The organism is Longimicrobiales bacterium, assembly GCA_028823235.1.
In the GTDB taxonomy this organism is placed as follows: domain Bacteria; phylum Gemmatimonadota; class Gemmatimonadetes; order Longimicrobiales; family Gaopeijiaceae; genus UBA2589.
Map to the genome: position 1 here is coordinate 54879 of JAPKBW010000003.1, position 23856 is coordinate 78734.

The window sequence follows — 23856 nt, forward strand, 5'->3', positions numbered from 1 at the left end:
TCAGCCCCCCTGGTTCGCGACGACGTTCACGCGATCTCCGTTCGCTACCGACTTCTGACCGACTACCACGAGTTGCTCCCCAGCCACAAGACCGTCCTCAACCACGACCAGGTTCCGGCGCGTAGGCCCCAGGATGACGCCGCGGACCTCGGCGACCATGTGGCCACCCTGCTCAATCGCGACATACACCACGTATCCGTCTTCGACGCGCAATAATGCGTCCTGCGGTACGACGATGGCCTCAGCGACCTCCTGGCGGGTAATCGCCATGTTGCCGACCATCTGTGGCTTGATCGAATGGTCCTGGTTCGGCACCTCAATCTCGATTGGGAATGTCCGGCTGCGCGGATCGATCGATGCGCCGACATAGCGAATTGGCGCGGCATATACCTCCGTACCCACCGCTTCGAAGACCAGTTGAGCCCGGGCCCCCACGTGCACGTCCGTCGCGTAGCGCTCGGGCACGCCAGCGAAGACCTTGATCGGGTCGAGGTCCACAAGACGACCCACCGTTTTCCCTGGACCCACCATCGTGCCCACATCGACATGCCGCTCGTCAAGGATGCCCGCAAAGGGTGCTCGGACGACCGTCCGGGCGAGCCGCTCTTCCAACCCCTGAAGCGTGGCGGCCGCCTGTTCCGCCCCGAACTTCTCTTCGAGATAGGCGATCTCAGATCCGACTTGCTCTTCCTCGAACAGACGCTTTCGACGCTCCCATGTCTGCTGGGCCAGCTGCGCCGCGGAGGAGGCCTGATTTACTTGGGCCTGGAGCACTCGATTGTCGATTTTTGCGATGCGATCCCCTGCACCGACGCGATCCCCTCGGTCCACATAAATGCGGACGATACGGCCGGTCTCTTCTGCCTCAAGCATGACGTCCTGATTGGCCATCGCGACCGAGGTGAGGCGAATTTCCTCCACGAACGTCTCGGTCGCGATCAGTGCGACTTCGACGTTGATCACTCGGACGAACTCCTCGCTCGCAGCAACGTCGTCCGCCGAGTCAGCCTGCGCTGACCCGCAACCCGCCAGAACCAAGAGGGCCCCGACCACCAGCACATTTATCGCTCTGCTTCTCATGTCGAACATCTCCGCGTTCATCCCCATCACAGTCCACATCGCCACACGTTGGTCGTCGTTGGTATTCATCATTGCCCCCTCTCATACAGGCGTACATCTACGAGGGGTACCTGCCCCGTGGCCTCGTCGAACTGGGCCCGGGAAACGAGGTAGTCGAAAACTGCCTGCGCGTAGTTGAATTCACTCTGGCGGAGAGCGCCCTCGGCATCGGCCAGCTCCAGCTGACTCGAAAGTCCCTCCGCATACTGCGCGCTCGCGATCTCGAAGCCACGCTGCGCCTGCTGAACCGCAAGTCCCTGCCCGTTAGCTCTGAGGTACGCTTCTTCTACGGCCTCCATAACGGTGCGAATCTGGCTCTCCGCGACCTGGACTCCCTGCTGAGCATTGGCCTGAGCCTGACGCATACCGGCCCGCTTCTGGTCAATTCGCGCATCCCGACGGAACCCCTGAAAGATCGGAAGGCTCACCCGGAGTCCGACAAATTTCGAATCGGCTCGCTGCCCGTCACTACCGCCGAAGAAGCTTGGCGATCCATTACTCTGGGCGCTGATCACGTAGTTCCCGAAGAGACTAATTTCAGGAAGATAAGTCGCCTGCTCTGCCTTCATCTCGGTGCGACGCAACTCTTCGGTCAGTGCGAGCTGTCGAAGATCAGACCGCATCTCGACACCGCGTGCCAAGCCTTTCTCCAGAGCGGCCTCAACACCCTCGAGTCCATCGATCGGCGCTCCGTTAAACCGCAGAATCGAAAGATTCTGTGGTGAGTTCGCCTCGATGTCATTCAAGTCCATCTCCGCGAGTGAGCCCTCCACGACTAGGGCCTCGTGATCGTCGAAATTCACGAGGACGGCGAGCTCACGCTGGGCCTGCAGCACGGCGTTCTGTGCACGGCGAAGGTTCGGCACCAGGTTGGCGAGTTCCACTTCAAGGCGGAGCACATCGTAGTCGTCCGCGAGCCCTGCTCGGTTCAGCGCCTGGGTCTCAGCCAGAGACTCGCGCACTCGCCGTAACGAGTTGTCGGTCAGGCGCGCCTGCTCCTGGGCGAGAAGCACGGTGTAATAGGAGGTCCGCACCTGTGTCACGACGGACTGCTCCTGCCCGCGGACCGTTTCGCTCTGGAGGTCCTCAAAGCGCTTGGCCGCGCCGAGCGCCACGATGACGTTCGGCCGAAAGATCGGCTGCTCGAGCACGATCGTCGAATTCCAGACGTTGTCCGCTCCGAACTGGACCGGGATGAAATCGTCCGGTCCCGCGCTCGGATCAAAAATGATGGCCGGGAGAAAGTTCACCGCAGCAGCGATGTTCCGCTGATAGGACGCGTTGAAGTCGATCGACGGCATCACGCTGCTCCACGCTTCGGAGACCTGCTCCTGGGCAGTCTCGTAGGCCTCTCGAGCGCCGATCAGCTGGTAGTTCGTCCCGAGCGCCGAGCGAACGAGACCTGTCAGCCCGACGGGTACCGGAGCTTCCTGCGCTTCCGGCGACGGAGCGTATTGCCCCGCAACCTGCCCCGCGGCCATAAGGCTCATCGTCACCGCCACGCCGATGCCAGATATCAAAGTCCGCCGAGGGCGGATCAAATCGCTATTCATCCCTTCCTCATTCCACTTCCTCATGTATCGAATCTCAATCTTGGAGTTGGGTTGCTTCGTCAAAGACGATTTGGGTTAGCTGAACTGCAAAGTCGTCCGTCGCCACCCCTACCATCATCCGGGTGCCGGATTGCTTGAACAGCAGCCGAAACTCGGCCTCTGTCCCCGGGAAGCACCCTTCGTGATAGAGCTGCACCATGCCGTGCGCGTGGGCCGACATCGTGACGGATATGAGTTCGGGGTCCCCGTCCTTGAGGATGCCCGCCTGGATGCACTCCCGGACTCGGTCCATCCAGAACTGGTGGATCCCGGCCTGCATCCCTTCGATGTCGGCGGGCAGAGCGTCCATACCCAAATGGTCGATCCCGGTGTGCATGATGCTGTACCAGCGCGGATGCTCGACCACGAAGTTCAGATATCCCTCTCCCGCACCGATGAAACGGTCGAGCGGCGTAGGCTCGTTCAGCGCAGCGTAGAGGTACCCGGAGAACGTCCTGTGAGCTTCCCTGAGCACTTCGCCCAAGACCTCCTCACGGCCTTCAAAGTGTCGATAGATCGACGGTGCCGTAACGCCAAGGTCCCTTGCCAGCTTTCGCATGGAAAACCCGTCCAGCCCGACCTTGAGATACAATTCGCAAGCGCAGGCGAGAATCCGTTCACGTTGACCATTCATGTGAACACTGTAAACAAGGCGCCAGCACAGGTCAACGGCGAACGGCCCTATGGAGATAACACTGTTTAGTGCCAAAAGGTGCGAACCGGATACCGCAACGGTCGCTGACGTGCCACATATTTCTCGCCGCACACGACTACGTATCCGTGGCCCTGCCCTCCCCCCCCCCGGTCAGCGTGATCTGAATCCATCCCATTCCAGACCCAGGGTCACCTGGCTCTCAATGAAGGTGTTTCCCTAGGGGCACGTTCGAAGCAGCCCGTCCCCCGCTCCGGCTAGGCCCAACGCAAGTGTGTCAGAGGATGGCGTCTAGATAGAAATCCAGGCGGAAGCCCTTGGGATCCCTCAGGCCGTATCCCCCCATCGATCCGGAAGGGGCCATCCAGCAACTAGGCGTTGGCGCCGACCGAGTAAAAGCCATTGTCAAACTCGAACGTCTCAGAATTGCCCGCCCAACCGTAACCCGAAAACGGGAAAGCGGACCCGAAGATGGCGGTCAGAGCGACCGCTGCTCGAACACGCAGGTGATCCTCGCCGGTAAGTGCACGACCGCAGAGGCCCGCAAGACCGGAGTCCTGTCTCCCTCGCCCGCCACGGTCAGCGCCTACAATACGCCGAGCGTGGTGAGTCCCATCAATTCCCTTTAACCTCATGGACAACCTCGTCAGCGGGCCCTGCGTGCCCGCCGACGAAAGCGTTTCAGGATCCGTGGCGACGCAAACGGGTAGCCCTGCACAGTACCGGATCGTCACATACGACCCGTAGTACGAACCCTGCCGATCAGTGATCCATGGGAGCCGCACCGGTGAGTGAGTTTCCCAAGAACAGTTACTGCTACATCGCCCAGGGGCATGATTTTCATGGCCCCTATCACGATCGCGAGTACGGTTTCCCCATCTACGATGACGATGCCCTCTTCGGTCGGATGCTCCTGGAGATCAATCAGGCGGGGTTAAGCTGGATCACGATCCTGAGAAAAAAGGAAGGATTTCGAGCCGCCTACAGCGGCTTCTCCGTCGACGCCGTGGCCGAATACGGCGAGGTCGACCGGGCGCGCCTCCTCGCCGACACTGGAATTATCAGGAACAGACTGAAGGTCGATGCGGCGATCTCGAACGCTCAGCGCATTCTGGAACTGCGCGCGTCGCATGGTTCGTTCGCTGAGTGGCTGGACGTACATCACCCGCTCGAAAAGGCAGACTGGGTAGGCCTCTTCAAGAAGACGTTCCGCTTTACGGGTGGCGAGATCACGGGTGAATTCTTGATGAGTCTCGGATACCTCCCGGGGGCTCACGTCGAGGGGTGCCCCGTCTTCGACGAGGTCGCAGCCCTCAAGCCACGATGGATGGACTGACGTTGCCCAATACGACCAGGGCGCGGACTTTGAAACCGATGGAGCCCTTCCTGGCACCATGGTGGGCTCGTGGGCCGCACGCTCAGACACTGCTCGCCCGGTGGTTGCGATCCGAAGACGGCCCGGACTTCGAACGGGAGCGACTCGAAACATCCGACGACGATTTCATCGATCTCGACTGGACGTTTGACCCCCGAGAGGGAGCGCCGATCGTCCTACTGCTGCACGGGCTCGAGGGGTCCTCCGACCGCCGATATATGCGCAACGTGGCGCGCGAACTTCTCCAGCGTGGTGTCAGGGCTGTCGCCATGAACTTCAGAGGATGTAGTGGAGAGCCTAATCGGCAACTGCGCTTCTATCACTCGGGAGAGACCTCTGACCCCGGGCTCGTACTGAAAACGATTCGCGAGCGTTTCCCTGACCGCAGACTCGGCGCGATGGGCTTCTCTCTCGGTGGCAACATGATCCTGAAAGCGATGGGCGAGCGAGACGACGGTGGGACCGGGATGCTGGATGCATGCGTTGCCATGTCGGTGCCATACGATCTGTCTGCGGGATGCTCCCTGCTTGAGCGATCTGTCATGGGACGCGTCTACAGCGACTATTTTATGCGGTCATTACGGCAGAAGGTGTCCACCAAGCGCGACCGCCTCGCCGAGGTACTCGACATGGATCAGGTCGACGGTGCTCGTACCATTCGGGCGTTCGACGAGGCCGTTACGGCACCCCTGAACGGCTTCGACGACGCGGACGATTACTATCGGCGCTGTTCGAGCGCCGCTTTCCTGCCCGAGGTTCGGGTACCGACCCTGCTCCTTCACGCGCGCAATGACCCGTTCCTTCCCGCGGACTCGATCCCGGAAGCGAGAGCAGCAGCGAATCCCGACATTCGTATGGTGACGACCGACTACGGCGGGCACGTCGGATTCATCCAGGGATCTCTCCGGAAGCCAGACTTCTGGGGCGACAGAGCCGGCGCGGCATTCCTCGCGGATGCGTTGGTTTGAGGCACTGACAGCACCCGACAGACAGGAGGCCCCGACAACGCGAGGTGTGGGCCCAAGGTCAGGCCGGCAGTGTGTTCTTGAAGAAGGCGCGTCCATGCCAGGTGGCGGCGGCCTCACGCTCCAGATTACCCGCACGGTACTGATCCACACGAGTCAGACTGGTGTCGAAGACGTGGGTTCGTGAATCCACGTCGCCGGCCTTCGCCAGCTCCCTGAAAACACCTCGGGTCGCTGTCCTTACTTCACCATTTTTCCGGTACCAAACTGAAGAATGATCGATAAACGCAATGTCAATCTTCTGCCCCATCGCTCTGAGCTGATTCACGAGCGCGTCAATCGAGCAACCAGACGGCGCTTCTGCATCGACATCGACACCGATCAGCAGGAATTGATCGTCGAGTAGTGCACGCGCGGACCGAAGCGGCATGCCGTGGGCCGCCCATCGCTCGAGGAACAAGTCCACTACGCTCAGGCACGCTTCGCCTTCTGTCGCCTCAAGGGTCCGACTCAGGGGAAACACCCAGAGACGTCCGTGATCAGGAAGTTCCGAAAAAGGGACTTGTGGCATATCAGTCTCCCGCGTCCGCAGTCACATCTGCGACCGGCGGAGGATTTTTGTCGAGAAGGATCGCGACCCATCGAAGGTCTGGAGTGTTCTCGAGCCAGATCTTGAGGACTACGGTCAGCGGAACGGACAGCAGTGCACCCAGCGGGCCCCATATGAATCCCCAGAACAACAGAGACAGGATCACAACCAGCGTGGACAGCCCGAGCCGGCGACCCAGAAGGTTGGGTTCGATGATGTTTCCGAAGACCAAATTCACGACTACATAACCAGCAGCGACGAGAAACGCGTGACCCACGGAGCCGTAGAGAATGACGCTCAGAAGAACAGCGGGAATCGCGGCGATAATCGATCCAACCGTCGGCACATAGTTGAGCAGGAAAGCCGCTAGGCCCAGCAGGACCGGGAAGTCGAGCCCCATCACATACGCCCAGCTGCCAAGGATCAGGCCTGTCGTAAGCGAGATCACCGTCTTGATGCCGAGGTAGCTCTGAACCTCCGTAACAACCTTGGAGAGGCGATCCTCTTCGAGACCGTTACGGCCGGTCAGGTATTGGAACTTGGCCGGGAACACCAAAGCCTCACTCAGCATGAACGCCATGATGAGGAAGACCAAGAACGTCATCGACAGGAGGCGTGTGACCCACCCAACCGCGCCCCCTGCAAAGCCGAGGATCGCACCTGGATTGAAGAGCAGGTCGGTATCGACCCAGTCACTCATGATGATGTCAGTTCGAGCCTCGAACGACTCAATCCACACGACCTGAAGCTGCTGCAGCGTGTTGATGTAGGTCGGCAGTTCCCGTTGAAGTTCGGACACCGAGCTGCTCGCCACGAGAATCAGCAGGAAGACTACAGCCACATTGACGATGAGCGGCAGAATGATGGCGCTAGCCTTCGGTAGCCCGTGTTTCCGAAGCCAGACCATCATCGGCAGGCTCAACACCGCGAGGAACAGAGCCAGGGCGGAGGGCAGCAGAATCGGAGCTGCGAACTGGAGACCGAACACGATCACGACTAAACAGGCGAGACTGAAGAGAACCTTCGCGCCTGGGTTCTGGTCCGTCTGATCTATTATCATGAAGGGTTGTTGGAGCAGTTCGATGCCGTCGAGGCCGTACAGTAGCTCCTTGGCTCGGGTTCTTCCATAGGATGTCCAGTCAACGATCTGGTCGTGAAGCCATGACCGACGAACGTCTCACAGTCTCGATTCCGGACGACGACGAAGCACTGCTCGGACAGTGTCGCGTCGACACCTTCCGTGCGGGTGGCCCTGGTGGTCAACACCAGAACGCCACCGAGAGCGGCGTGCGGCTCGTTCACATGCCCACTGGTGTGCGCGCGATCGCCAGAGATGAACGCAGCCAATTCCGAAACCGATCGCTGGCGCTGAAGCGGCTCCGGGCACGTCTCGAGGAGTTGAATCGAGTGGTGAAGCCCCGCAAGCCTGCGAAGAAGCCCTCCCGGGCGACCAAGCGAAAGCGCCTTGAAGCGAAACGAAAACGCGGCGATACGAAGCGGCTTCGGAAGCCTCCACAACCGGAGGAGTGACCCTTCGACATCTAGAAATGTCTAGCGAGAACGCAAGGTGGATCATCTCGCTTTCCCGCTCTACATCGCGTCGGCCGCCTGCGTCACCAGATGTGGCGAACCGACGAAGCTGCCTTCACCTGGCCTCTTCTCGCCGTCCAGGCCGCGGGTCACGATCATGACAAGGAATCTCTCCGCGAGTCCCTTGACGATGCTCCTCGCGTGGCTGCTGGCCGACGCACCAGGCTCCACCTCCCATGCCGTGAACACCTCGCCGAACATCGGTTCAGGCTGGTAGTCGAAGATCACGCCGCAGGCGTCCGGGCGCATTTCTGTGTCGATGGCTCCATCGACCTCAAGCACTCCGCGCAACCACTGGCATTCGAACGTCTGGCACGATCCCGGGCGTTCCGCGTAGATCCCGCAGCCCGCCTCGCAGAGGTGCTCGCAGGTCTGGTACGTGCCCTTCTTGATCTCATGAACGCCCAGCACGGTGCAGCAGGCAGAGCAGGAACCGCACTCGCGTATCGAATCACTCAGGATAGGCCCCTCAACGCCGCTCACAGAAACCCCCGCCCGACATATGTCCTCCTTGTGGATGATACTCAGAGGCTGGGGAGCGGGAGGTGAGGAGGCAATGAAGGCCTGCCTCCCAGGCAGCCGGCGGAACCCCACTGACTGCAGATGATTATTCGCCCGCTTCAGCCACGATGCGCTCGACCTTTGCCCTGAAGTGTGTCAGCCGTGAGATGCCATCCGCCGTGGTCCGCATACGCATAAAGTCGCGTGCCATGATCGTGCTGGAGGCGATAGGCCGCTTCCTCTGCCTTCGCCTTGCTAGCGAAGGTCAGTTTTCCGCATTTACCACAGACCGGTGGCGGCTTCATGAGGGTCTGTGGAAGTGATCGACAAAACCGAGCCTACGATCATTCACGCCTTCCATGCCGACTCGGAAACCCACGAGCTTGTTGAACGCAAATCGCACTAGGACCGCGACAGCCAACACGCGCCACCGAGCCCCGATCCAGGCTCCCTGCGCCTCCCCCCGTCTCGTGAGTTCTGACCTGAGACTGTGATGATTTTGGTTTCACTCTCAGATGAAATGCAACGAATCCGAATGCTGAAGAACAGAACGCCGAGACCCCTTCCGATCGAAGGGGCCTCGGCCAGTGGGCCCGCCAGGACTTGAACCTGGGACCTACCGATTATGAGTCGGCTGCTCTAACCAACTGAGCTACGGGCCCGAGCCTGTGAAGATAGCGCACGACCCGAGGTGCTGTCAGGCGGCACCGGCGAGCGTAGTGGCACTATTGGCGGTGCCCGCAGGAGGCTAATTTTACTCGGTCGGCTCCGGACCATCCGGACGGAGCATGCATCGCAGAATGCGGGGTACCGCTGCCATGAGAGTGGTCGTGGTTGGCGCTGGTGAGGTGGGATACCATCTCGCGCAGCGACTGTCCGAGGAACACCAGGACGTCGTCGTCATCGAGGCGGGCCCGGAGCAGGCCGAGCACGCGGCCCAACAACTCGACGTCCAGACCGTGGTCGGCAACGGGGCTTCCGTCTCCGCTCTCGAGCAGGCGTCAGTGCGGGAGGCCAGCATGCTGTTGGCCGTCACGAGCCATGATGAAGTGAATCTCATCGCCTGCCTCGCTGCGAAACGCCTGGGAGTCCCATACACGGTCGCACGGATCTCGAACCCGGATTACTACGAGACCGACGCAGTGCTCTCCCAAGAGCACATGGGCATCGATCTGATGGTCAATCCGGAGCGGGAGTGCGCTCGTGAGACGGTCCAACTCCTCCAGAATCCCGCGTTTACGGAAGTGGCGGAGTTCGCGGACGGCCGCGTGCAGCTAGTCGGTCTGAAGGTTAGGGAGGGAGCCCCCGTAGCCGGCAAGTCCATCCGCGATCTGCGGGCTCAGTTCTCCGGAGGCTACCACTACGTCACCGCCGCGATCGTTCGTGACGGGAAGACCCAGATCCCCAAGGCAGACTCAACCATCGAAGCCGGTGATCGTATCTACCTGCTCGTGCCGACGAGTGAAATCGATACAGTGCCGCCGCTCGCAGGCTACGACGCCTTCGACCTGAAGCGCGTGATGATCGCCGGGGGCAGCACAGAGGGGCAGTATATCGCTGAGCTACTTGAGGAGATGCACGTCGAGTGCACGCTCCTCGATCGAGACCGACGTCGATGCGTGGAACTGGCTGAACATCTGACCCGATCACTCGTCCTGCACGGGGACGCGACCGATCTGGAGTTGCTCGAAATGGAGGGCGTCAGCGGATCCGACGGATTCATCGCCGCGACTGGAAACGACGAAACCAACCTCCTGTCGAGCCTCATTGCGAAAGAGGCCGGGGCCGTAAAGGTGCTGAGCCTCGTTCACAAATTCGAGTACCTAAAGCTCATTCCTGCCGTCGGTGTGGACGCAGCGATCTCCCCCCGCATGTCCACGGTCAACGCGATTCTCCGGCGCATCCGGCGCGGCCGGGTCATGACCGTCGCCTCCCTCTCCGGTATCGAGGCCGAGGTCATCGAGTTCGTCGTCGGCGGCGACTCCCGGATCGCGGGTCAGGCTTTGAAGGATGTCGACTTTCCGAAGGAGGCCGTCATCGGGACCATCCTCCGAGACGAGGAGATCATACTCCCGCGCGGTGAGGACGTGCTGCGCCCTGGTGACGACGTCATCGTCTTCGCCATGCCAGAGGCGATCCATCACGTCGAGGCGCTCTTCGGCTAATGTCACTCCGGAAGGTCGCCAACGTCGTCGGGCTGCTGCAGGTATTCATCGCCCTCTCACTCGTCCTCACGGGGTTGGTCGCCCTCGCGTACGGTGACGGAGACGCGACCGCCTTCTTTCAGTCGGCCGGGATCACATTCCTCGTTGGGGGGGGCGTCTACATGCTCACCCGCTTCGAGGGCGACGTCACCGTCCGAGAGGGCTTTGCCATCGTCACAATGGCCTGGACAGCAACAGCGGTCTTCGGAGGGCTCCCCTACCTGTTCTCCGGTGTCCTGGACGATCCGGTCGCAGCCGTCTTCGAAGCGATGTCCGGGTTCACGACGACGGGCGCCACCGTCTTCGCCGACATCGAGTCCCTGCCCCACGGGGTGCTTCTGTGGCGTTCCCTGACGCACTGGATCGGCGGCATGGGCATCATCGTGCTCGTGATCGCGGTCCTGCCCTACCTCGGCGTCGGAGGCATGCAGCTCTTTCGGGCAGAGGTCCCGGGGCCGACCCCAGAACGCCTACGACCCCGAATTGCCCAGACAGCCGAGCTTCTATGGCTCGTATACTTCGGTCTGACAGCGTTGCTAGCGCTGCTATATCTGCTGGGCGGCATGGGGCCATTCGATGCGATCAACCACAGCTTCTCGACCATGGCCACGGGGGGATTCAGTACCCGCAACACGTCCATGGCCCAGATGTCGCCGTTCATCCAGTGGGTCACGATCGTGTTCATGTACTTAGCCGGCGTGAACTACGCGCTCCACTTCCGAGCAGCGACCGGGCGACTCGCGTACCTGAAGGACGCGGAATGGCGCTTCTTCACGATGATCCTGCTCGTGGCTGCTGCGGTGGTCACCGTACTCAACCTCGCGAGCGGCTCGGGCTCCGGCGTCGAGTCGTCCATTCGTGACGGCCTCTTTCAGGTCATGGCCATCACCACGACCACGGGCTACGTCAGCGCCGACTACGCACAGTGGGTGCCTGGTGCGCGCATGCTTCTGTTCGCTCTCTTCTTCGTTGGCGGAATGGCCGGCAGTACCAGTGGTGGGATCAAGGCGCTACGTGTGCTCCTGCTCCTCAAGCAGACGGGTAATGAGCTTCGAAAACACCTGCATCCCCGGGCGGTCTTCGTAACGCGCATCGGCACGAAGCCAGTCCGGGAGGAGGTCGCGACAAAGGTCGTCGCCTTCGTGATCCTCTACCTCCTGCTCTGCCTGGCCGGAGCGATGGCCTTGGCAATGACCGGAATCGACCCATTGACCGCGATCGGAGGCAGTATCGCTTCGGTGGGAAACGTCGGTCCTGCTTTCGCAGAATTGGGCCCGACCAACAACTATGGGTGGATATCTTCGCCGGGCCTCGCGGTACTGACGTTCCTGATGCTCGTGGGCCGGCTCGAGATCTATACGGTCCTGTTGCTGTTCCACCCCGAATTGTGGAAGGGTCGCCGCTCTTTCCATTAGTGGCACGACGCACCTTCGAAGAAGTTCTCCGGAGGAGTTCTCTTGAGGATGATCGTTCGGCTGATGCCTTCCCCGTTGCTCACCGCGCTACTCATCTCATCGAGATCTGCAGTCCACGCCGCCCTGCTACCAGAGGCGGCACTGTCTCAGCGCGTGGTCCCGGTCCAGTAGGAGCCGAGACACAGGCTCCCGTACGAATCGACCCGGATGTGGGTGCTCAATGTACAGATTCAGCCTGGCGACACCACGCTGCTGCACACCCACAGCACCCCGATCTCGTACGTGACGATCGGCATCTCATCGACCGATCAGCGATCGGTCGACGGCTCGTGGAAAGGGACGGTTTCACGAGATCCGCCTCCCGGAAGGATCGGATCAGTGCGTGGAGTGACCTCGTACAGAGAGCAGCCGGTGACCCATCAGGTCACGAACGTCGGGCAAACGATATTTCGTCTCATCGCAAACGCGAGCAGAAGCAGAGGGATCTCTCGGCCAGCCGCGAACAAGGCCGGACCACCCGCGCGGCCTGGCGAGACGCAAAGTCAGCCCAACACCTGGTTCGCCTATAGCAGGGTCGTTCTCACCCCCGGGGGGAAACTGGATTGGCGAGTGGAGGAAGCACCGGTAGCGGTGGTGATAATCCACGACGGTCGACTAGAGCTAACACGCCCGGATGGCTGGACCACATCGCTCGAAGCCGCCGGATCCGCCCGGGTTGGGGGATATTTGAGACGCTTTTGCTGGACAATGCCGCCGAGTCCAGACCAGTTGAAGTAGTACTCGTCGAGTTGCGTTAGAGCATCCCGGCCGCCCGCTTAAGCTGACTGATTTCTTTCCCGGACAACTTTCGGTAGGAGCCGCGTGCGAGTGTCCCGAGCGCGATCGGCCCGAAGCGCTCACGGCTCAGGCGGATTACCGGGTGGCCAACCGCGGCCATCAGTCGGCGCAGCTCGCGCTTCCGTCCCTCGATCAGCACGACGGTCAGATTTGACGTCACCTCACCTGGCTTCACCCGCTGAATCCGTTTCGGCTTTGCGGGACCGTCATCAAGCTGAACCCCTCGTAAGAGACGGCCGGTGGTGTCACGGGTCACGCGGCCAGCCACCTCGACACGGTACTCACGCTCTACCTCGGAACTCGGGTGCTGGAGCTCGTGGGCGACGTCGCCCTGATTTGTGAGCAAGATCAGACCCTCTGCGTCCCTGTCGAGGCGCCCGACGTACCGCAGTCCTCCGCAATCATCCGGCAATTCGTCGTAGATCGTGCGGCCCCCGTGGGGGTCCGAGCGGGTCGTCAGAACACCCGGCGACTTGTGGTAGGCGATCCACCGTTCGGTTTTCTCGCCAACCACCGCCCCGTCCAGTCGGACTTCATCCTGTCCCGGCACCACACGCACACCCAGTTCGGACACGGTGTCTCCATTCACGGTAACTCGCAGCGCGAGCATCATCCGCTCAGCCTCCCGCCGAGAAGCGACCCCCGCCTGAGACAGATATTTTTGCAGGCGAACAGCCTCGGGGGTTTGTCGATCAGCCATGTGGGTGGCCCTCAGCCTCCCGCTGGATCTGGGGTGCGATCCGTCTCGTCGTCATCAGAGTCCTCAGCACGAAGCTCATCGTGACCTGCCGCATCTAGATCATTCGCGACCTCCAGATCTTCGACCTCGTCAACGATGGCATTCTCCTCGGCCTCATGGACCGGCTCCTCCTCGTCAGCAGCCTCGCTGCGTGTGTGTTCGGCTCCATTGTCACCCTCGCCCTCGCCATGCTCGAGCTGGGCATCGTCCTTTTCAGTCGGCTCTTCCGACCCGAGTGGAATCCGCTCACGCAACAACACCGGCAACTCGTCGGGTCGCGGCAGATCTTCAAGAGACTTGAAGCCAAAATGCTCCAGAAAGAAGGTGGTCGTGCCATACAGCAGGGGGCGACCCAGCCCTTCGGCACGGCCAACGATGTCGATGAGTCGACGATCGACGAGGGAGCGCATGACCCCGGATGCACCCACCCCCCGGATGTACTCCACCTCTAGACGACCGATCGGCTGCCGATAGGCGACGATCGAAAGGGTCTCGAGGGCCGGGCCAGACAGTCGTGATGGCCGCGGCACCGTGTCGAACCGTTCCAGGTACGGTGCGAGCTCGGGACGGGTCAGGATCTGGTAGCCCTCCGCGAGATCCGTGATCTGGAACGAGCGACCCGCATCGTCATACTCGGCCCTCAGGTACTGGAGAGCCTCCTCAACCTGATCCTCGTCGAGCGATTCATCCGCTCGGGCGATCTCATCTGCTGTGAGCGGTGCGTCGGAGGCAAACAGCACGGCCTCAACGATCTGATGAACGTTCAAACGTCGGCTCCTTCGTCATTCACTGGTTCGGCTGTGGGTACGTATTCCTGCTCGTCCTGCTTCCCTTCCTGACCGGCCTCCACTTGCACCTCGTCACCTTCTTCTCGTCGATAGATCCAGAGCTCGGAGAACGGCCGTGTCTGGCGAAGAAAGAGGATCCGGCGCCGCGTTAGCTCCAATCCGGCAAGGAAGGTCATGACGCCATGAGATCGATCCTTGAACCCTTCCAACAGGCGACTGAACTCGACGCGTGTGGAGCTCTTCAAGGATTCGAGAATAAGGACCGATTTCTCCTCCATGGTGACTGTCCGTGTCGTCACCCTGTGCTCCCGCTGGTACGGCACAGGCATTTCGACCTTTAGCGCCGCGGCGAACACTTCATCCCACGTGGTTTCTAGAGGGATTTCATTGATCGGTCGACGAGGGCGCGCCGGAGCGTATCCTTTCCCTCGCCTTCGGCCCCGATCGGCCTCAGCCGCCCTGAGCCGCTCCGAGATTTCTCGAATCTGTTCATACTCGAGCAACCGACGCACCAGTTCAGCCCGAGGATCGGCGTCCTCGTCCTCGATGGGGCGAGGGAGGAGCATTTGCGCCTTGATGTGGATCAGGGCAGCGGCCATCTCGAGGAGCTCGCCTGCCGAGTCCAGATCATGGGCTTCGAGCTTATTGATAGCCCCGAGAAATTGATCCGTGATCCGCGAGATCGGGATATCGAAGATGTCGATATCCTGCGTGCGAATCAGATGTAGAAGGAGGTCGAGCGGTCCCTGGAACCGGTCGAGCTCGACCAGGAAAAACCCCTCGCGATCTGGAGCACCCTCGGCGACGGTCAGATCCACAAGCGTATGAACCAGTAAGCGATGTCGACGAAGAAGTACACGGGCCACAGAACAATGGAAAACAGATCAAAGCCAGTGTATCGGCCCAGATACATGATGCCGATCAGCGCCAGAATTCCGTACTGTCCGAAGTTTCGATATTTCGTCGCGAGTCCTGATGGCAGCAGATGCGCCAGAACATGCGAGCCGTCGAGAGGCGGAATGGGCAGCAGGTTGAAGAACGCCAGCACCAGGTTGATGAGTAGCGACCACTCGAGCCCCTGGCGAAGCGGGTTGAGGACCATCTCACCACCGCTCGTCATCGCATCTGCTTTCACGACGATCGCGAGCAGAACCGTCGAGATCGCCGCGAGGATCAGATTCGAAACGATCCCGGCCATCGACACGCGAATGTCACCCGCGACGTACTCACGATAGTTAGCCGGATTCACCGGCACCGGCTTCGCCCACCCGAACAGGAACCCCGTGCCGGAGGCGTACAGCATGGCGGGCACAATGACCGATCCGAACAGATCGAGGTGAGGGATCGGATTGAAGGTAATTCGTCCGAGATCATGGGCAGTGTTGTCCCCCTCGCGCCGGGCCTGCCACGCATGGGCGACCTCGTGCACGACGATGGAAAACATCAGAACCGGAATCAGGATAAGTGCGTCCATATCCGACTAAGGTATCTCCACGTTGAACGCGTCCCTACCCGTTGATCCCATCCAGGGTCTCCTCTAGCTTTTCTCGCTAACGAGTTGTCGAAGAACCGCTCACCGAGCGAAGCAATGCCGAACATCAAAAGTGCAAAGAAGCGGATGGTCCTGAGTGCTGCTGCCCGTACGAAGAATCGGGCAGAGCGTTCGCGTATCCGTAATGCGATCAAACAGGTACGAGCCGCTGAGAGTGCCGCCGATGGCGCGAAGCTTCTCATCGCTGCGGTTGCCCTGCTGGACCGTGCGGGGACACGCCGTCTGTTCCATCCGAACCGGATCGCCCGGATCAAGGGGCAGCTCGCGCGGCACGTGAACGCCTTGGCCTGAGGCCTGCTCCGGCAGCCCTGTAGCGCCGAAAGCATCGAGACCCGGGAGGCGAAACGCCCCCGGGTCTCTTTTAGTGCCCACACGCCAACGATGTAAGACGGACGTCACGCCGACCAGACCACCCGTCCATCGACGATCGTCATACGTGCGCGACCCGTCAGTTCCCAACCGCCGAACGGCGTATTACCGCTCTTCGACAGGAAGGCTTTGGCATCGACGGTCCAGGTTTCCGTCGGGTCGAGTACTGTCACATCGGCCACCCCACCTTCTGCGAGCGTGCCACCGGGGAGATTGAAGGCCCGCGCCGGCTGACAACTCATGCGCTCCACCATTGTCGGCAGGTCGATGACGCCCTCCGCGACCACGCGAGTCATGATGACCCCAATCGCCGTCTCCAAACCGACTATACCGTTCGGTGCGTCTGCGAAGGCAGCCTCTTTTTCGTCGTAATGATGGGGCGCGTGGTCCGTCGCGATCGTATCGAGTGTTCCGTCCGCCACACCGGCGCGAACTGCGTCGACGTCCTCCGGCCTACGCAGCGGTGGGTTCATCTTCGCTTCGGTCCTGTATCCCTCGACCGCTTCGTGTGTCAAAACCAGATGGTGGGGTGAAGCTTCCGCCGTTACCCGAACACCACGGGCCTTCGCCTGGCGAATTGCCTCCACTCCATGCGCGGTCGAGATGTGCTGAAGGTGGATGTGCCCACCTGTGAGTTCCGCGAGCAGCAGATCGCGGACGATATGGATGTCTTCACCTGCGTTTGGCTTACCGGTCAGGCCAAGGCGAGCCGAAACGATGCCCTCGTTCATATGACCCGCCGCGGTCAGCGTCAGGTCCTCGGGGTGATCCGCCACCGGTATGTTGAATGTCTGTGAATACTCCAGTGCCAGCCGCATCAGCCCGGAGTCCATGACCGGGCTTCCATCATCTGTTATCGCGACGGCTCCGGCGTCGACCATCTCTCCGACAAGAGCCAGTCGCTTGCCTTCCCGCCCCTCCGAGATACATCCGACCGGATAGACCTTGCTGAACCCGGCGGCTTTTCCCTGAGCCACGACATAGCCAACCGTCGCCTGGTCATCGATGGGAGGAGTCGTGTTCGGCATCGCGCAAATCGCCGTAAACCCACCGGCCGCGGCTGAAGCCGTACCCGTTGCGATCGTCTCCTTGTGCTCACCGCCCGGCTCACGGAGGTGAACGTGAACGTCGATCAGGCCCGGGGTAACGATCAACCCGCCGCAATCGACGACCTTGGCATTTTCCGGCGCGTCGAGGCTCTCACCAACAGAGGCGATGACCCCGGCCGCAAGGAGGACGTCGACGTTCGCGTCTAGAGACTGGCTCGGGTCAACGACCCGACCGCCCCTCAGAAGAATTTTCTCGCTCATGATTCACCTCCCCTCTTCGCGGCCTCGGCCTTCTCAGGCCGTCCACCTGCGAGCAGATACAGAACTGCCATACGAATCGCCACGCCGTTTGTCACCTGATTCAGAATCACTTGTTGCGGGCCATCCGCGACGTCCGAGTCGATCTCGACCCCGCGGTTCATTGGTCCCGGGTGCAAAATGAGCAGATCCTTCGGTGCGGCCTCGAGTCGAGCCGTCGAGACCCCCCAGATCCGGTTGTATTCACGCAGACTCGGCACATAGCCCGCTTCCATCCGCTCCAACTGAAGCCGGAGGACGTTTAGCACGTCAGCCCACTGAATCGCCTCTTCGATGTGAGGAAACACCGTAACTCCCAGATCCGCCACGGCCGGAGGCAGGAGCGTTTGTGGCCCACAGATCCCGACCTCAGCGCCGAGAGTCCTGAGCCCATATATGTTCGATCGTGCGACTCTTGAATGCAGGATGTCGCCGACGATGCACACCTTGAGGCCATCGAGTCGGCCCCGGTGGTCACGGATCGTGAGCAGGTCGAGAAGTCCCTGTGTCGGGTGCTCATGAGCCCCATCCCCAGCGTTGATGACATTGGATGGGATCCGATCCGCCAAAAAGCGTGCGGCGCCGGAAGAGCCATGCCGCATCACGACCATGTCGATGCGCATCGCCTCGAGGTTCCGGGCGGTGTCGACCAGCGTCTCGCCTTTCGTCACTGAGGAGCCGGACGAAGAGATATTGACCGTGTCGGCACTCAATCTTTTCTCAGCGAACTCGAATGAGACGCGGGTACGCGTCGACGCCTCGAAGAAGAGGTTAACGATCGTCTTGCCGCGCAGGACTGGCACCTTCTTGATCCTGCGCTCCGATATTTCCTTGAACGGCTCCGCGGTGTCGAGGATCGAGAGAATCTGCTCTGCCGTCAGATCCTCGAGCCCGATCAGATCTTTCCCGAAAGGTGCCACGGTCTCGCTCACAAAGCCTCCGTTTTCGCCTGCACAATCTCGACTCCAAGTCGCCCATCCAGCTCCGGAACGAGCACCTCTGCCCGCTGGCCGGGATGAACCTGAACCTCGCGGCCGGTGATGTCGGGGTGAATCGGAAGTTCCCGCCCGCCGCGATCGACCAGCACGCAGAGGAGAATCTGACTCGGACGCCCCCAGTCGTGGAGTTCGTTCAACGCCGCTCGGGCCGTACGCCCGGTATAAGCGACGTCATCGATGATGACGATGCATCGGTCGTCGATCCCCCCGGTTGGGAGTTCCGTGCCTCCGATCACCGGTCGCGGACCGATCACCTCCAGGTCGTCTCGGTACAGCGTAATGTCCAGAGATCCGGTATCGAGGGCGACACCCTCTGCTTGCTCGATTTCCTGCTGAATCAAAGCCGCGATGTGTGTGCCGCGACGATGAATCCCCATAAGGACAAGTCCATCTGTCCCCCCATTGCGCTCCACGATCTCTCGGGCCATTCGAGCTACGGCCCGACGCACGTCGGACTCACTCATCACGGGGATGCGGCTCTGTTCAGGCATCTCGTCGGGTTCGAAGGCCGGCTACCAGTCCCAGAGGGGCTCCGGCGGGTTGGGGTACGGTAAGTTCGGCCCTCGTGTGCCCCGGGTCAACGACGGTTCGCGGTACTGTCATGAGCGCCGCCAATTGCCCATTCTACGGCCGTCGCGCGGGTCCCCGAGAACGGGGGGACGGAAGCGACATGCAAGCCGTCATCGTCTCCAAAAAACGTCCTACTCATGCGACTGCGCTCTGTTCTTCTTTTGCTCGTGATGCTCCCCCTGGCCTTCCCCGCGGCTGGACAAGAAGTAAAGGAACACCCTCAAGTCGTACTGAAGAACGTCCCATTCGAAATCATGGTTGGGGGTGGAACCGAGGAGTCCCTCTGGTTCGAGATCCGCAACGCGTCAGGAAAGGTCCTGGGAAGCGGCACGGTGGACAGCCACAACTCGGCGACGGCAAGAGACATGACGGTCGCCAGCCGGGAGGAGCTTCCACTCACAGTTCTGGTGGGTGACGAGACATTTACGGTCGACCCCACCCTCACGTCTGGGTGGTACTCGATCCTTCCGCCCATCGTCGCGATCGCGTTGGCCTTGATCTTCAGGGAAGTGGTGACTGCGCTCTTTGTCGGAGTGTGGCTGGGCGCACTGGCCGTTGGTGGGTTCAACCCTATCACCGCCACCGGCCGGTTCGTCGATCAGTTCATCGTCCCGGCCGTCGCTAATGCAGATCATGCGAGCATCATGGTCTTCACACTCTTCCTGGGTGCGATGGTTGGGTTGATCTCGAAGAACGGCGGGACTCGCGGCATCGTGGACGCAGTAGCGCCGATGGCGAGAACGCCGCGACGAGGAAAAATGGCCACGTGGGGAGCGGGCATGGCCATCTTCTTCGACGACTATGCCAACACACTCATTGTCGGGAACACCATGCGGCCGATTACGGACCGTCTGAAGATTTCCCGCGAAAAGTTGGCCTATCTCGTTGACTCCACAGCGGCACCGGTGGCAGCGCTCGTGCCGGTCTCGACATGGGTCGGTTATGAAATCAGCCTGATCGGCGACGGCCTTGGCATCGCGGCCGAGCAGACTCCCGGGGCGGCCGCAGCACTCGACGTCAGTTCGTTTTCGATTTTCGTAGAAACCATCCCCTACCTTTTCTATCCCCTCCTCGCGTTGGTCCTCGTCTTCCTGACATCAGTGACAGGGCGAGACTTCGGTCCCATGGCCGCTGCCGAGAAACGAGCCGCGAACGGACAGGGACTCTATCGTCCGGGCGCGAACTTGGCAGTCGACACCGAGTCGGAAGACATGAACCCGAAAGAGGGCGCGCCACGACTGTGGTACAACGCCGCGCTTCCGGTCCTCACGGTCATTATTGTCGTCCTAGTTGGCCTCTACACATCAGGGCGAGCCGTCGTCGGTCCAGGCGCCAACCTGAGGGACGTCTTCGGCGAGGCCTCATCATACGATGCCCTACTCTGGGGCTCACTGTCGGGCGCGCTCATGGCTGCCTTCCTCTCGATCGTCCAGAGAATCCTGACCCTCAAAGAATGCGTGGATGCCTCCGTCGGCGGATTTCGGTCAATGATGCTCGCGATGATGATTCTCGTTCTCGCGTGGTCCATGGGATCCGTCACCGAAGCGATTGGGACATCAAGCTTCCTGACGCTGCTGTTATCCGACCGAATCGCCATTGAGCTGATCCCTGCCATCGTCTTCCTCACTTCGGGAGCCATGGCGTTCGCGACGGGAACATCCTGGGGCACCATGGCCATCATGTTACCCGTCGTGATCCCGCTCACGGTCGCGCTCGGCGGCCCGGACGTTCTGCCAGGTGCGGTCGACGCCCACCTGCTGCTCGGAGGCATCGCATCGGTACTCGCCGGATCGATTTTCGGAGATCATTGCTCGCCCATCTCCGACACGACGGTGCTCTCGTCTACGGCCTCCGCGTGTGATCATGTTGATCACGTGAAAACTCAACTGCCGTACGCCCTTATGGTCGGCGGAATCGGAGTTCTCTTGGGCAACATAGGGACCGCTTATGGCCTACCAGCCTGGGCTGCACTCGGAATCGGAACGCTGATTCTTGTCGTCGTAGTCTACACAGTCGGACAACCGGTGGAGACCGCCGCGAACGAATCAGTCTGAGGTGTCGGGCAGTCGTCTGCCCCACCACCGCTCCTCGATTTTACCGGCCGAAGCGGCCCTGTCCAATGCGTTGCAGGTAGGGATCGGACGGATCACCGATCCCTTCGCCTACAGCCCAGTCGTAGGAGAACAGCACGACACCACCCGCACCGCCCTGTCGTGCTATGTCGATCATGCCAAGAGTGCCGTCGACTGAGTTCATGTAGGCGCCGATCCCGGCCCACAGCCGGTCCCCATCCCCGGCCGCGTCGGCTGCGACCTGTATCAGCGATGCGAATCGGCTGCTGTCCGGCGTGTACGCCATGGGGACGGCGATATCTATGAGGCCGTCCCGTAGCCAAGCCGGCCATTCCTGGAAGCGATCGTTATACGCGAGATCGGTGTCCGCGATCACAGCGGCAGAGATCATGAGGCGAGGGTTGATCTCCTTGACATCTTGATGAATGCGTCGGACCAGCCGAGTGACATTCTCCCGCCGGAAGTCCGCCCAGAGCGTCGGCTCGCCCTCAACGAATGCATACAGATCCGACAAGTAGGCATCGTCGAGTTGCTCGAACCGTGCCGGAGTCAGTGGCGCACGGGCCCATAGCCGGAACCGTTCGAGCGCACCAATGGAGTAGTCATACTGTCCGGACGGGAAGCGGATGTAGTCGTAATGAATGCCATCCAGGTTGTAACGGGTTGCAAGATCGAGCCAGACCGCGCGCACACGGTCCTGTACCTCCGGATGCGACGGGCTCGAATACACACCCTCGACCGTATCGGGGTTGTCCCGAGCGTACTGAACCAGCGCGGCCACGAAGCGATCGTCGAACGGATCCACCGGGAGTAACTGTTGGCCAAGGTCCCTGGGAACGGCCAACCAGTCCGGATGCGCGTTCACGAGGTGATCCGGGCTCTCTGGCAACTCCGCAGGTCCCCACACGAGGTGGGTGTTCACCCAGGCATGGACCGCCATGCCCCGGTTGTGCGCCAAATCAATAGCCAACTCAAGTGGGTCGAAGTCCGGCTCACGCACAGATTCCCCGCGCGGCTCAAGCTCCGAGGAGTAAAACGCATCCGCCCGTCCGCGCACCTGCACGAGGAGCGTGTTGATGCCCGCGGCCTCGGCATTCTCCACCATCTCGGTAACGGCCTCAGCACTCGTCATCGTATACCGCACGACCCAGACCGCTCTCACTTCGTCGAAGGAGCGGACCGGATCCACCGTCGGCCCGACCGCGTCGGGCATGCCCGACGCCTCATTCGGTAGAGGCCGTGAGGGCGCGGCCTCCGGTTGGGTCGTGCTCGGCGTCGGCCGCTGGGGTCCCACCAGCGTGCACCCGGCTGCGAGCAGCAAGAGTGCCAGCGCCACTTTCGGGGCGAAAGCTGACCTCATCGGCGCGCCTTGAAGAACGTCTTGAGCATGGAGGAAGCTTCTTCAGCGCGAATACCGGTCACGATTTCGCAGCGGTGATTGAGTCGATCATCCTGAAGGAGGTTGTTCAGCGATCCTCCCATGCCAGCCTTTGGGTCGCGGGTCGCAAAGACAACCCGAGGAATTCGGGCGAGTACGATTGCACCCGCGCACATCGCGCATGGCTCGAGCGTGACATAGAGCGTCGTGTCGAGCAGTCGCCAGTCTCCTTCGACTTTCCCGGCCGAACGAATCGCAACGACCTCAGCGTGCGCCGTGGGGTCCGAATCCCTGACCGTGCGATTCGCCCCCTCAGCGAGTATCGCCCCGCCTCGAACAAGAACCGCACCGACGGGAACTTCACCGACAGCTTCAGCCGCTCGCGCGAGATCAAGGGCGTGCGACATCCACGAATCGTGTGTGGCCAAGTCGGCCGGGGAAAGTTCGGGCGCGCTCGACGGTGAATCTGCCCCCGCGCCCTGCGTCAGTGCGTGGTCAGGTTGACCGTCGAGACCTCCCCCATCCGTCGGTAAAAGCCAGCGACTCGGCCAATCACCCGCATATCGGCATCGCCAACCAGAGTCATGCCACCGTCCGGCTGAAGCGCCTCAAGGTATACTCCTTTCCCATTGCGAGTCACGCGATGGAAAGCTGACGTGTCTCCAATTTCGGCGACCACCACACTCCCGTCGACGATGTCCTCGACGTTCACCGGTGACACCAGCACTAGGTCGCCCTCTGTCACGCCGAGGACCGCCAGATCACCCACCCTGGCTCGGACCATAAACGATCCGTCTTCGCTGCCCAACTGTCGATCCATCGAAAAGTAGGTGTCGGCGCTCCGCATGCCCCCACTCGTCGGCACATCGGTAAAGCACGGTACGGCGACGGTATCGGCGCTGAGGTCGACCCCCAGGATCTTGACCCCCCGTGACCGCGATGGGTCTCGCTCAAGACAACCCTTGTCGGCCAGCGCCTGCAGGTGTTCAGAAACCGTCCTGGTGCTCTTGATCGCAAAGCGCTCGCAGATCTCGCGGATCGACGGCTGATAGGTGTTTGCCCTCAGGTAACTCACCATGAAATCGAGGATCTTCCGCTCAATCTCGTTGAGTGGTTCGACCTGGCGACTTGTGGCCGGGACTTCGCGCTGGGTTATGGCGTCAGATCTAGCCAACAAACAAACACTTGGAGGAGGGCATTGGGGC

Annotated in this window: 24 protein-coding genes and 1 tRNA gene; 7 read left to right on the forward strand and 18 right to left on the reverse strand. The window is 61.1% G+C overall.

Annotated elements, in window-relative coordinates; genetic code table 11:
* The 4 genes from OSA81_02105 to OSA81_02120 form a co-directional block, all read right to left on the reverse strand.
* The gene (locus OSA81_02105) at positions 1 to 1152 is read right to left on the reverse strand and encodes an efflux RND transporter periplasmic adaptor subunit (protein ID MDE0897787.1); all 1152 of its coding nucleotides are present in this window, start codon (positions 1150 to 1152) and stop codon (positions 1 to 3) included.
* Positions 1149 to 2672, reverse strand: coding sequence for a TolC family protein (locus OSA81_02110; GenBank protein ID MDE0897788.1), 1524 nt, complete (start codon positions 2670 to 2672; stop codon positions 1149 to 1151). Before OSA81_02110 ends, OSA81_02105 begins: the two co-directional genes overlap by 4 nt.
* Positions 2673 to 2706: 34 nt before the next feature.
* On the reverse strand, positions 2707 to 3345 hold the full coding sequence (locus OSA81_02115; GenBank protein ID MDE0897789.1) for a TetR/AcrR family transcriptional regulator: 639 nt from the start codon (positions 3343 to 3345) through the stop codon (positions 2707 to 2709).
* Positions 3346 to 3734: 389 nt separating this feature from the next.
* On the reverse strand, positions 3735 to 3998 hold the full coding sequence (locus tag OSA81_02120; protein ID MDE0897790.1) for a hypothetical protein: 264 nt from the start codon (positions 3996 to 3998) through the stop codon (positions 3735 to 3737).
* A 152-nt stretch (positions 3999 to 4150) separates the two neighbouring features.
* On the opposite strand from OSA81_02120, the gene OSA81_02125 reads away from it, so the two are divergent.
* The gene (locus OSA81_02125; protein MDE0897791.1) at positions 4151 to 4699 is read left to right on the forward strand and encodes a DNA-3-methyladenine glycosylase I; all 549 of its coding nucleotides are present in this window, start codon (positions 4151 to 4153) and stop codon (positions 4697 to 4699) included.
* Positions 4700 to 4737: 38 nt separating this feature from the next.
* Positions 4738 to 5706: a hydrolase gene (locus tag OSA81_02130; GenBank protein MDE0897792.1), complete on the forward strand. Its 969-nt coding sequence runs from the start codon at positions 4738 to 4740 to the stop codon at positions 5704 to 5706.
* A 58-nt stretch (positions 5707 to 5764) separates the two neighbouring features.
* On the opposite strand, the gene OSA81_02135 is transcribed toward OSA81_02130, so the two are convergent.
* Positions 5765 to 6274 (reverse strand): hypothetical protein, encoded by a 510-nt coding sequence (locus tag OSA81_02135; protein ID MDE0897793.1) that lies wholly within the window; start codon positions 6272 to 6274, stop codon positions 5765 to 5767.
* A gap of 1 nt (position 6275) precedes the next feature.
* Complete coding sequence (locus tag OSA81_02140) at positions 6276 to 7352, reverse strand: AI-2E family transporter (protein MDE0897794.1); 1077 nt, start codon at positions 7350 to 7352, stop codon at positions 6276 to 6278.
* Between the two features lie 101 nt (positions 7353 to 7453).
* Here OSA81_02140 and OSA81_02145 point away from each other — a divergent pair, with 101 nt between their 5' ends.
* A complete protein-coding gene (locus tag OSA81_02145) occupies positions 7454 to 7822 on the forward strand; it encodes a peptide chain release factor-like protein (protein MDE0897795.1) in 369 nt (122 codons plus the stop codon).
* A 60-nt stretch (positions 7823 to 7882) separates the two neighbouring features.
* Here the strand turns inward: OSA81_02145 and OSA81_02150 are convergent, their stop codons facing one another.
* The gene (locus OSA81_02150; GenBank protein MDE0897796.1) at positions 7883 to 8293 is read right to left on the reverse strand and encodes a hypothetical protein; all 411 of its coding nucleotides are present in this window, start codon (positions 8291 to 8293) and stop codon (positions 7883 to 7885) included.
* A 678-nt stretch (positions 8294 to 8971) separates the two neighbouring features.
* A tRNA-Ile gene (locus OSA81_02155) sits at positions 8972 to 9045 on the reverse strand.
* A 126-nt stretch (positions 9046 to 9171) separates the two neighbouring features.
* Between OSA81_02155 and trkA the strand changes: the two genes are divergently transcribed.
* Positions 9172 to 10548, forward strand: a complete 1377-nt coding sequence (trkA, locus tag OSA81_02160; protein MDE0897797.1) for a Trk system potassium transporter TrkA — start codon at positions 9172 to 9174, stop codon at positions 10546 to 10548.
* Complete coding sequence (locus OSA81_02165) at positions 10548 to 12002, forward strand: TrkH family potassium uptake protein (protein MDE0897798.1); 1455 nt, start codon at positions 10548 to 10550, stop codon at positions 12000 to 12002. Before trkA ends, OSA81_02165 begins: the two co-directional genes overlap by 1 nt.
* 793 nt (positions 12003 to 12795) lie before the next feature.
* On the opposite strand, the gene OSA81_02170 is transcribed toward OSA81_02165, so the two are convergent.
* The 4 genes from OSA81_02170 to OSA81_02185 are packed head-to-tail and all read right to left on the reverse strand — an operon-like array spanning position 12796 to position 15840.
* The gene (locus tag OSA81_02170) at positions 12796 to 13539 is read right to left on the reverse strand and encodes a pseudouridine synthase (GenBank protein ID MDE0897799.1); all 744 of its coding nucleotides are present in this window, start codon (positions 13537 to 13539) and stop codon (positions 12796 to 12798) included.
* Between the two features lie 11 nt (positions 13540 to 13550).
* The gene (scpB, locus tag OSA81_02175) at positions 13551 to 14345 is read right to left on the reverse strand and encodes an SMC-Scp complex subunit ScpB (GenBank protein ID MDE0897800.1); all 795 of its coding nucleotides are present in this window, start codon (positions 14343 to 14345) and stop codon (positions 13551 to 13553) included.
* Positions 14342 to 15184, reverse strand: coding sequence for a segregation/condensation protein A (locus OSA81_02180; protein ID MDE0897801.1), 843 nt, complete (start codon positions 15182 to 15184; stop codon positions 14342 to 14344). The genes scpB and OSA81_02180 overlap by 4 nt, the downstream gene beginning before the upstream one ends.
* A complete protein-coding gene (locus OSA81_02185; protein MDE0897802.1) occupies positions 15175 to 15840 on the reverse strand; it encodes a site-2 protease family protein in 666 nt (221 codons plus the stop codon). The genes OSA81_02180 and OSA81_02185 overlap by 10 nt, the downstream gene beginning before the upstream one ends.
* A gap of 114 nt (positions 15841 to 15954) precedes the next feature.
* Between OSA81_02185 and rpsT the strand changes: the two genes are divergently transcribed.
* The gene (gene rpsT / locus OSA81_02190; GenBank protein ID MDE0897803.1) at positions 15955 to 16209 is read left to right on the forward strand and encodes a 30S ribosomal protein S20; all 255 of its coding nucleotides are present in this window, start codon (positions 15955 to 15957) and stop codon (positions 16207 to 16209) included.
* Positions 16210 to 16313: 104 nt separating this feature from the next.
* On the opposite strand, the gene OSA81_02195 is transcribed toward rpsT, so the two are convergent.
* The 3 genes from OSA81_02195 to pyrR are packed head-to-tail and all read right to left on the reverse strand — an operon-like array spanning position 16314 to position 19122.
* Positions 16314 to 17597 carry a dihydroorotase gene (locus OSA81_02195; GenBank protein MDE0897804.1) on the reverse strand — a complete coding sequence of 428 codons (1284 nt, stop codon included), beginning with the start codon at positions 17595 to 17597 and terminating at the stop codon, positions 16314 to 16316.
* On the reverse strand, positions 17594 to 18565 hold the full coding sequence (locus tag OSA81_02200; protein MDE0897805.1) for an aspartate carbamoyltransferase catalytic subunit: 972 nt from the start codon (positions 18563 to 18565) through the stop codon (positions 17594 to 17596). The genes OSA81_02195 and OSA81_02200 overlap by 4 nt, the downstream gene beginning before the upstream one ends.
* Entirely contained in the window at positions 18562 to 19122 is a 561-nt protein-coding gene (pyrR, locus tag OSA81_02205; GenBank protein ID MDE0897806.1) for a bifunctional pyr operon transcriptional regulator/uracil phosphoribosyltransferase PyrR, read from the reverse strand. Before pyrR ends, OSA81_02200 begins: the two co-directional genes overlap by 4 nt.
* A gap of 216 nt (positions 19123 to 19338) precedes the next feature.
* Between pyrR and OSA81_02210 the strand changes: the two genes are divergently transcribed.
* Entirely contained in the window at positions 19339 to 21255 is a 1917-nt protein-coding gene (locus OSA81_02210; GenBank protein MDE0897807.1) for a Na+/H+ antiporter NhaC family protein, read from the forward strand.
* Between the two features lie 40 nt (positions 21256 to 21295).
* On the opposite strand, the gene OSA81_02215 is transcribed toward OSA81_02210, so the two are convergent.
* The 3 genes from OSA81_02215 to lexA all read right to left on the reverse strand — a co-directional run bounded on the left by OSA81_02215 (position 21296) and on the right by lexA (position 23825).
* Complete coding sequence (locus OSA81_02215; protein MDE0897808.1) at positions 21296 to 22486, reverse strand: family 10 glycosylhydrolase; 1191 nt, start codon at positions 22484 to 22486, stop codon at positions 21296 to 21298.
* Between the two features lie 143 nt (positions 22487 to 22629).
* Entirely contained in the window at positions 22630 to 23079 is a 450-nt protein-coding gene (gene tadA, locus OSA81_02220) for a tRNA adenosine(34) deaminase TadA (protein ID MDE0897809.1), read from the reverse strand.
* A gap of 56 nt (positions 23080 to 23135) precedes the next feature.
* The gene (gene lexA, locus OSA81_02225; GenBank protein ID MDE0897810.1) at positions 23136 to 23825 is read right to left on the reverse strand and encodes a transcriptional repressor LexA; all 690 of its coding nucleotides are present in this window, start codon (positions 23823 to 23825) and stop codon (positions 23136 to 23138) included.
* Positions 23826 to 23856: the final 31 nt, after the last annotated feature.

Bases quoted from the DNA above. Each gene is read 5' to 3' on its own strand.
- OSA81_02105 (MDE0897787.1), bottom strand. From the start codon at position 1,152: ATGATGAATACCAACGACGACCAACGTGTGGCGATGTGGACTGTGATG.
- OSA81_02110 (MDE0897788.1), bottom strand. From the start codon at position 2,672: ATGAATAGCGATTTGATCCGCCCTCGGCGGACTTTGATATCTGGCATC.
- OSA81_02115 (MDE0897789.1), bottom strand. From the start codon at position 3,345: ATGAATGGTCAACGTGAACGGATTCTCGCCTGCGCTTGCGAATTGTAT.
- OSA81_02120 (MDE0897790.1), bottom strand. From the start codon at position 3,998: ATGAGGTTAAAGGGAATTGATGGGACTCACCACGCTCGGCGTATTGTA.
- OSA81_02130 (MDE0897792.1), top strand. From the start codon at position 4,738: ATGGAGCCCTTCCTGGCACCATGGTGGGCTCGTGGGCCGCACGCTCAG.
- OSA81_02135 (MDE0897793.1), bottom strand. From the start codon at position 6,274: ATGCCACAAGTCCCTTTTTCGGAACTTCCTGATCACGGACGTCTCTGG.
- OSA81_02140 (MDE0897794.1), bottom strand. From the start codon at position 7,352: ATGATAATAGATCAGACGGACCAGAACCCAGGCGCGAAGGTTCTCTTC.
- OSA81_02145 (MDE0897795.1), top strand. From the start codon at position 7,454: ATGACCGACGAACGTCTCACAGTCTCGATTCCGGACGACGACGAAGCA.
- trkA (MDE0897797.1), top strand. From the start codon at position 9,172: ATGCATCGCAGAATGCGGGGTACCGCTGCCATGAGAGTGGTCGTGGTT.
- OSA81_02165 (MDE0897798.1), top strand. From the start codon at position 10,548: ATGTCACTCCGGAAGGTCGCCAACGTCGTCGGGCTGCTGCAGGTATTC.
- OSA81_02170 (MDE0897799.1), bottom strand. From the start codon at position 13,539: ATGGCTGATCGACAAACCCCCGAGGCTGTTCGCCTGCAAAAATATCTG.
- OSA81_02185 (MDE0897802.1), bottom strand. From the start codon at position 15,840: ATGGACGCACTTATCCTGATTCCGGTTCTGATGTTTTCCATCGTCGTG.
- rpsT (MDE0897803.1), top strand. From the start codon at position 15,955: ATGCCGAACATCAAAAGTGCAAAGAAGCGGATGGTCCTGAGTGCTGCT.
- OSA81_02195 (MDE0897804.1), bottom strand. From the start codon at position 17,597: ATGAGCGAGAAAATTCTTCTGAGGGGCGGTCGGGTCGTTGACCCGAGC.
- pyrR (MDE0897806.1), bottom strand. From the start codon at position 19,122: ATGCCTGAACAGAGCCGCATCCCCGTGATGAGTGAGTCCGACGTGCGT.
- OSA81_02210 (MDE0897807.1), top strand. From the start codon at position 19,339: ATGCGACTGCGCTCTGTTCTTCTTTTGCTCGTGATGCTCCCCCTGGCC.
- OSA81_02215 (MDE0897808.1), bottom strand. From the start codon at position 22,486: ATGCCCGACGCGGTCGGGCCGACGGTGGATCCGGTCCGCTCCTTCGAC.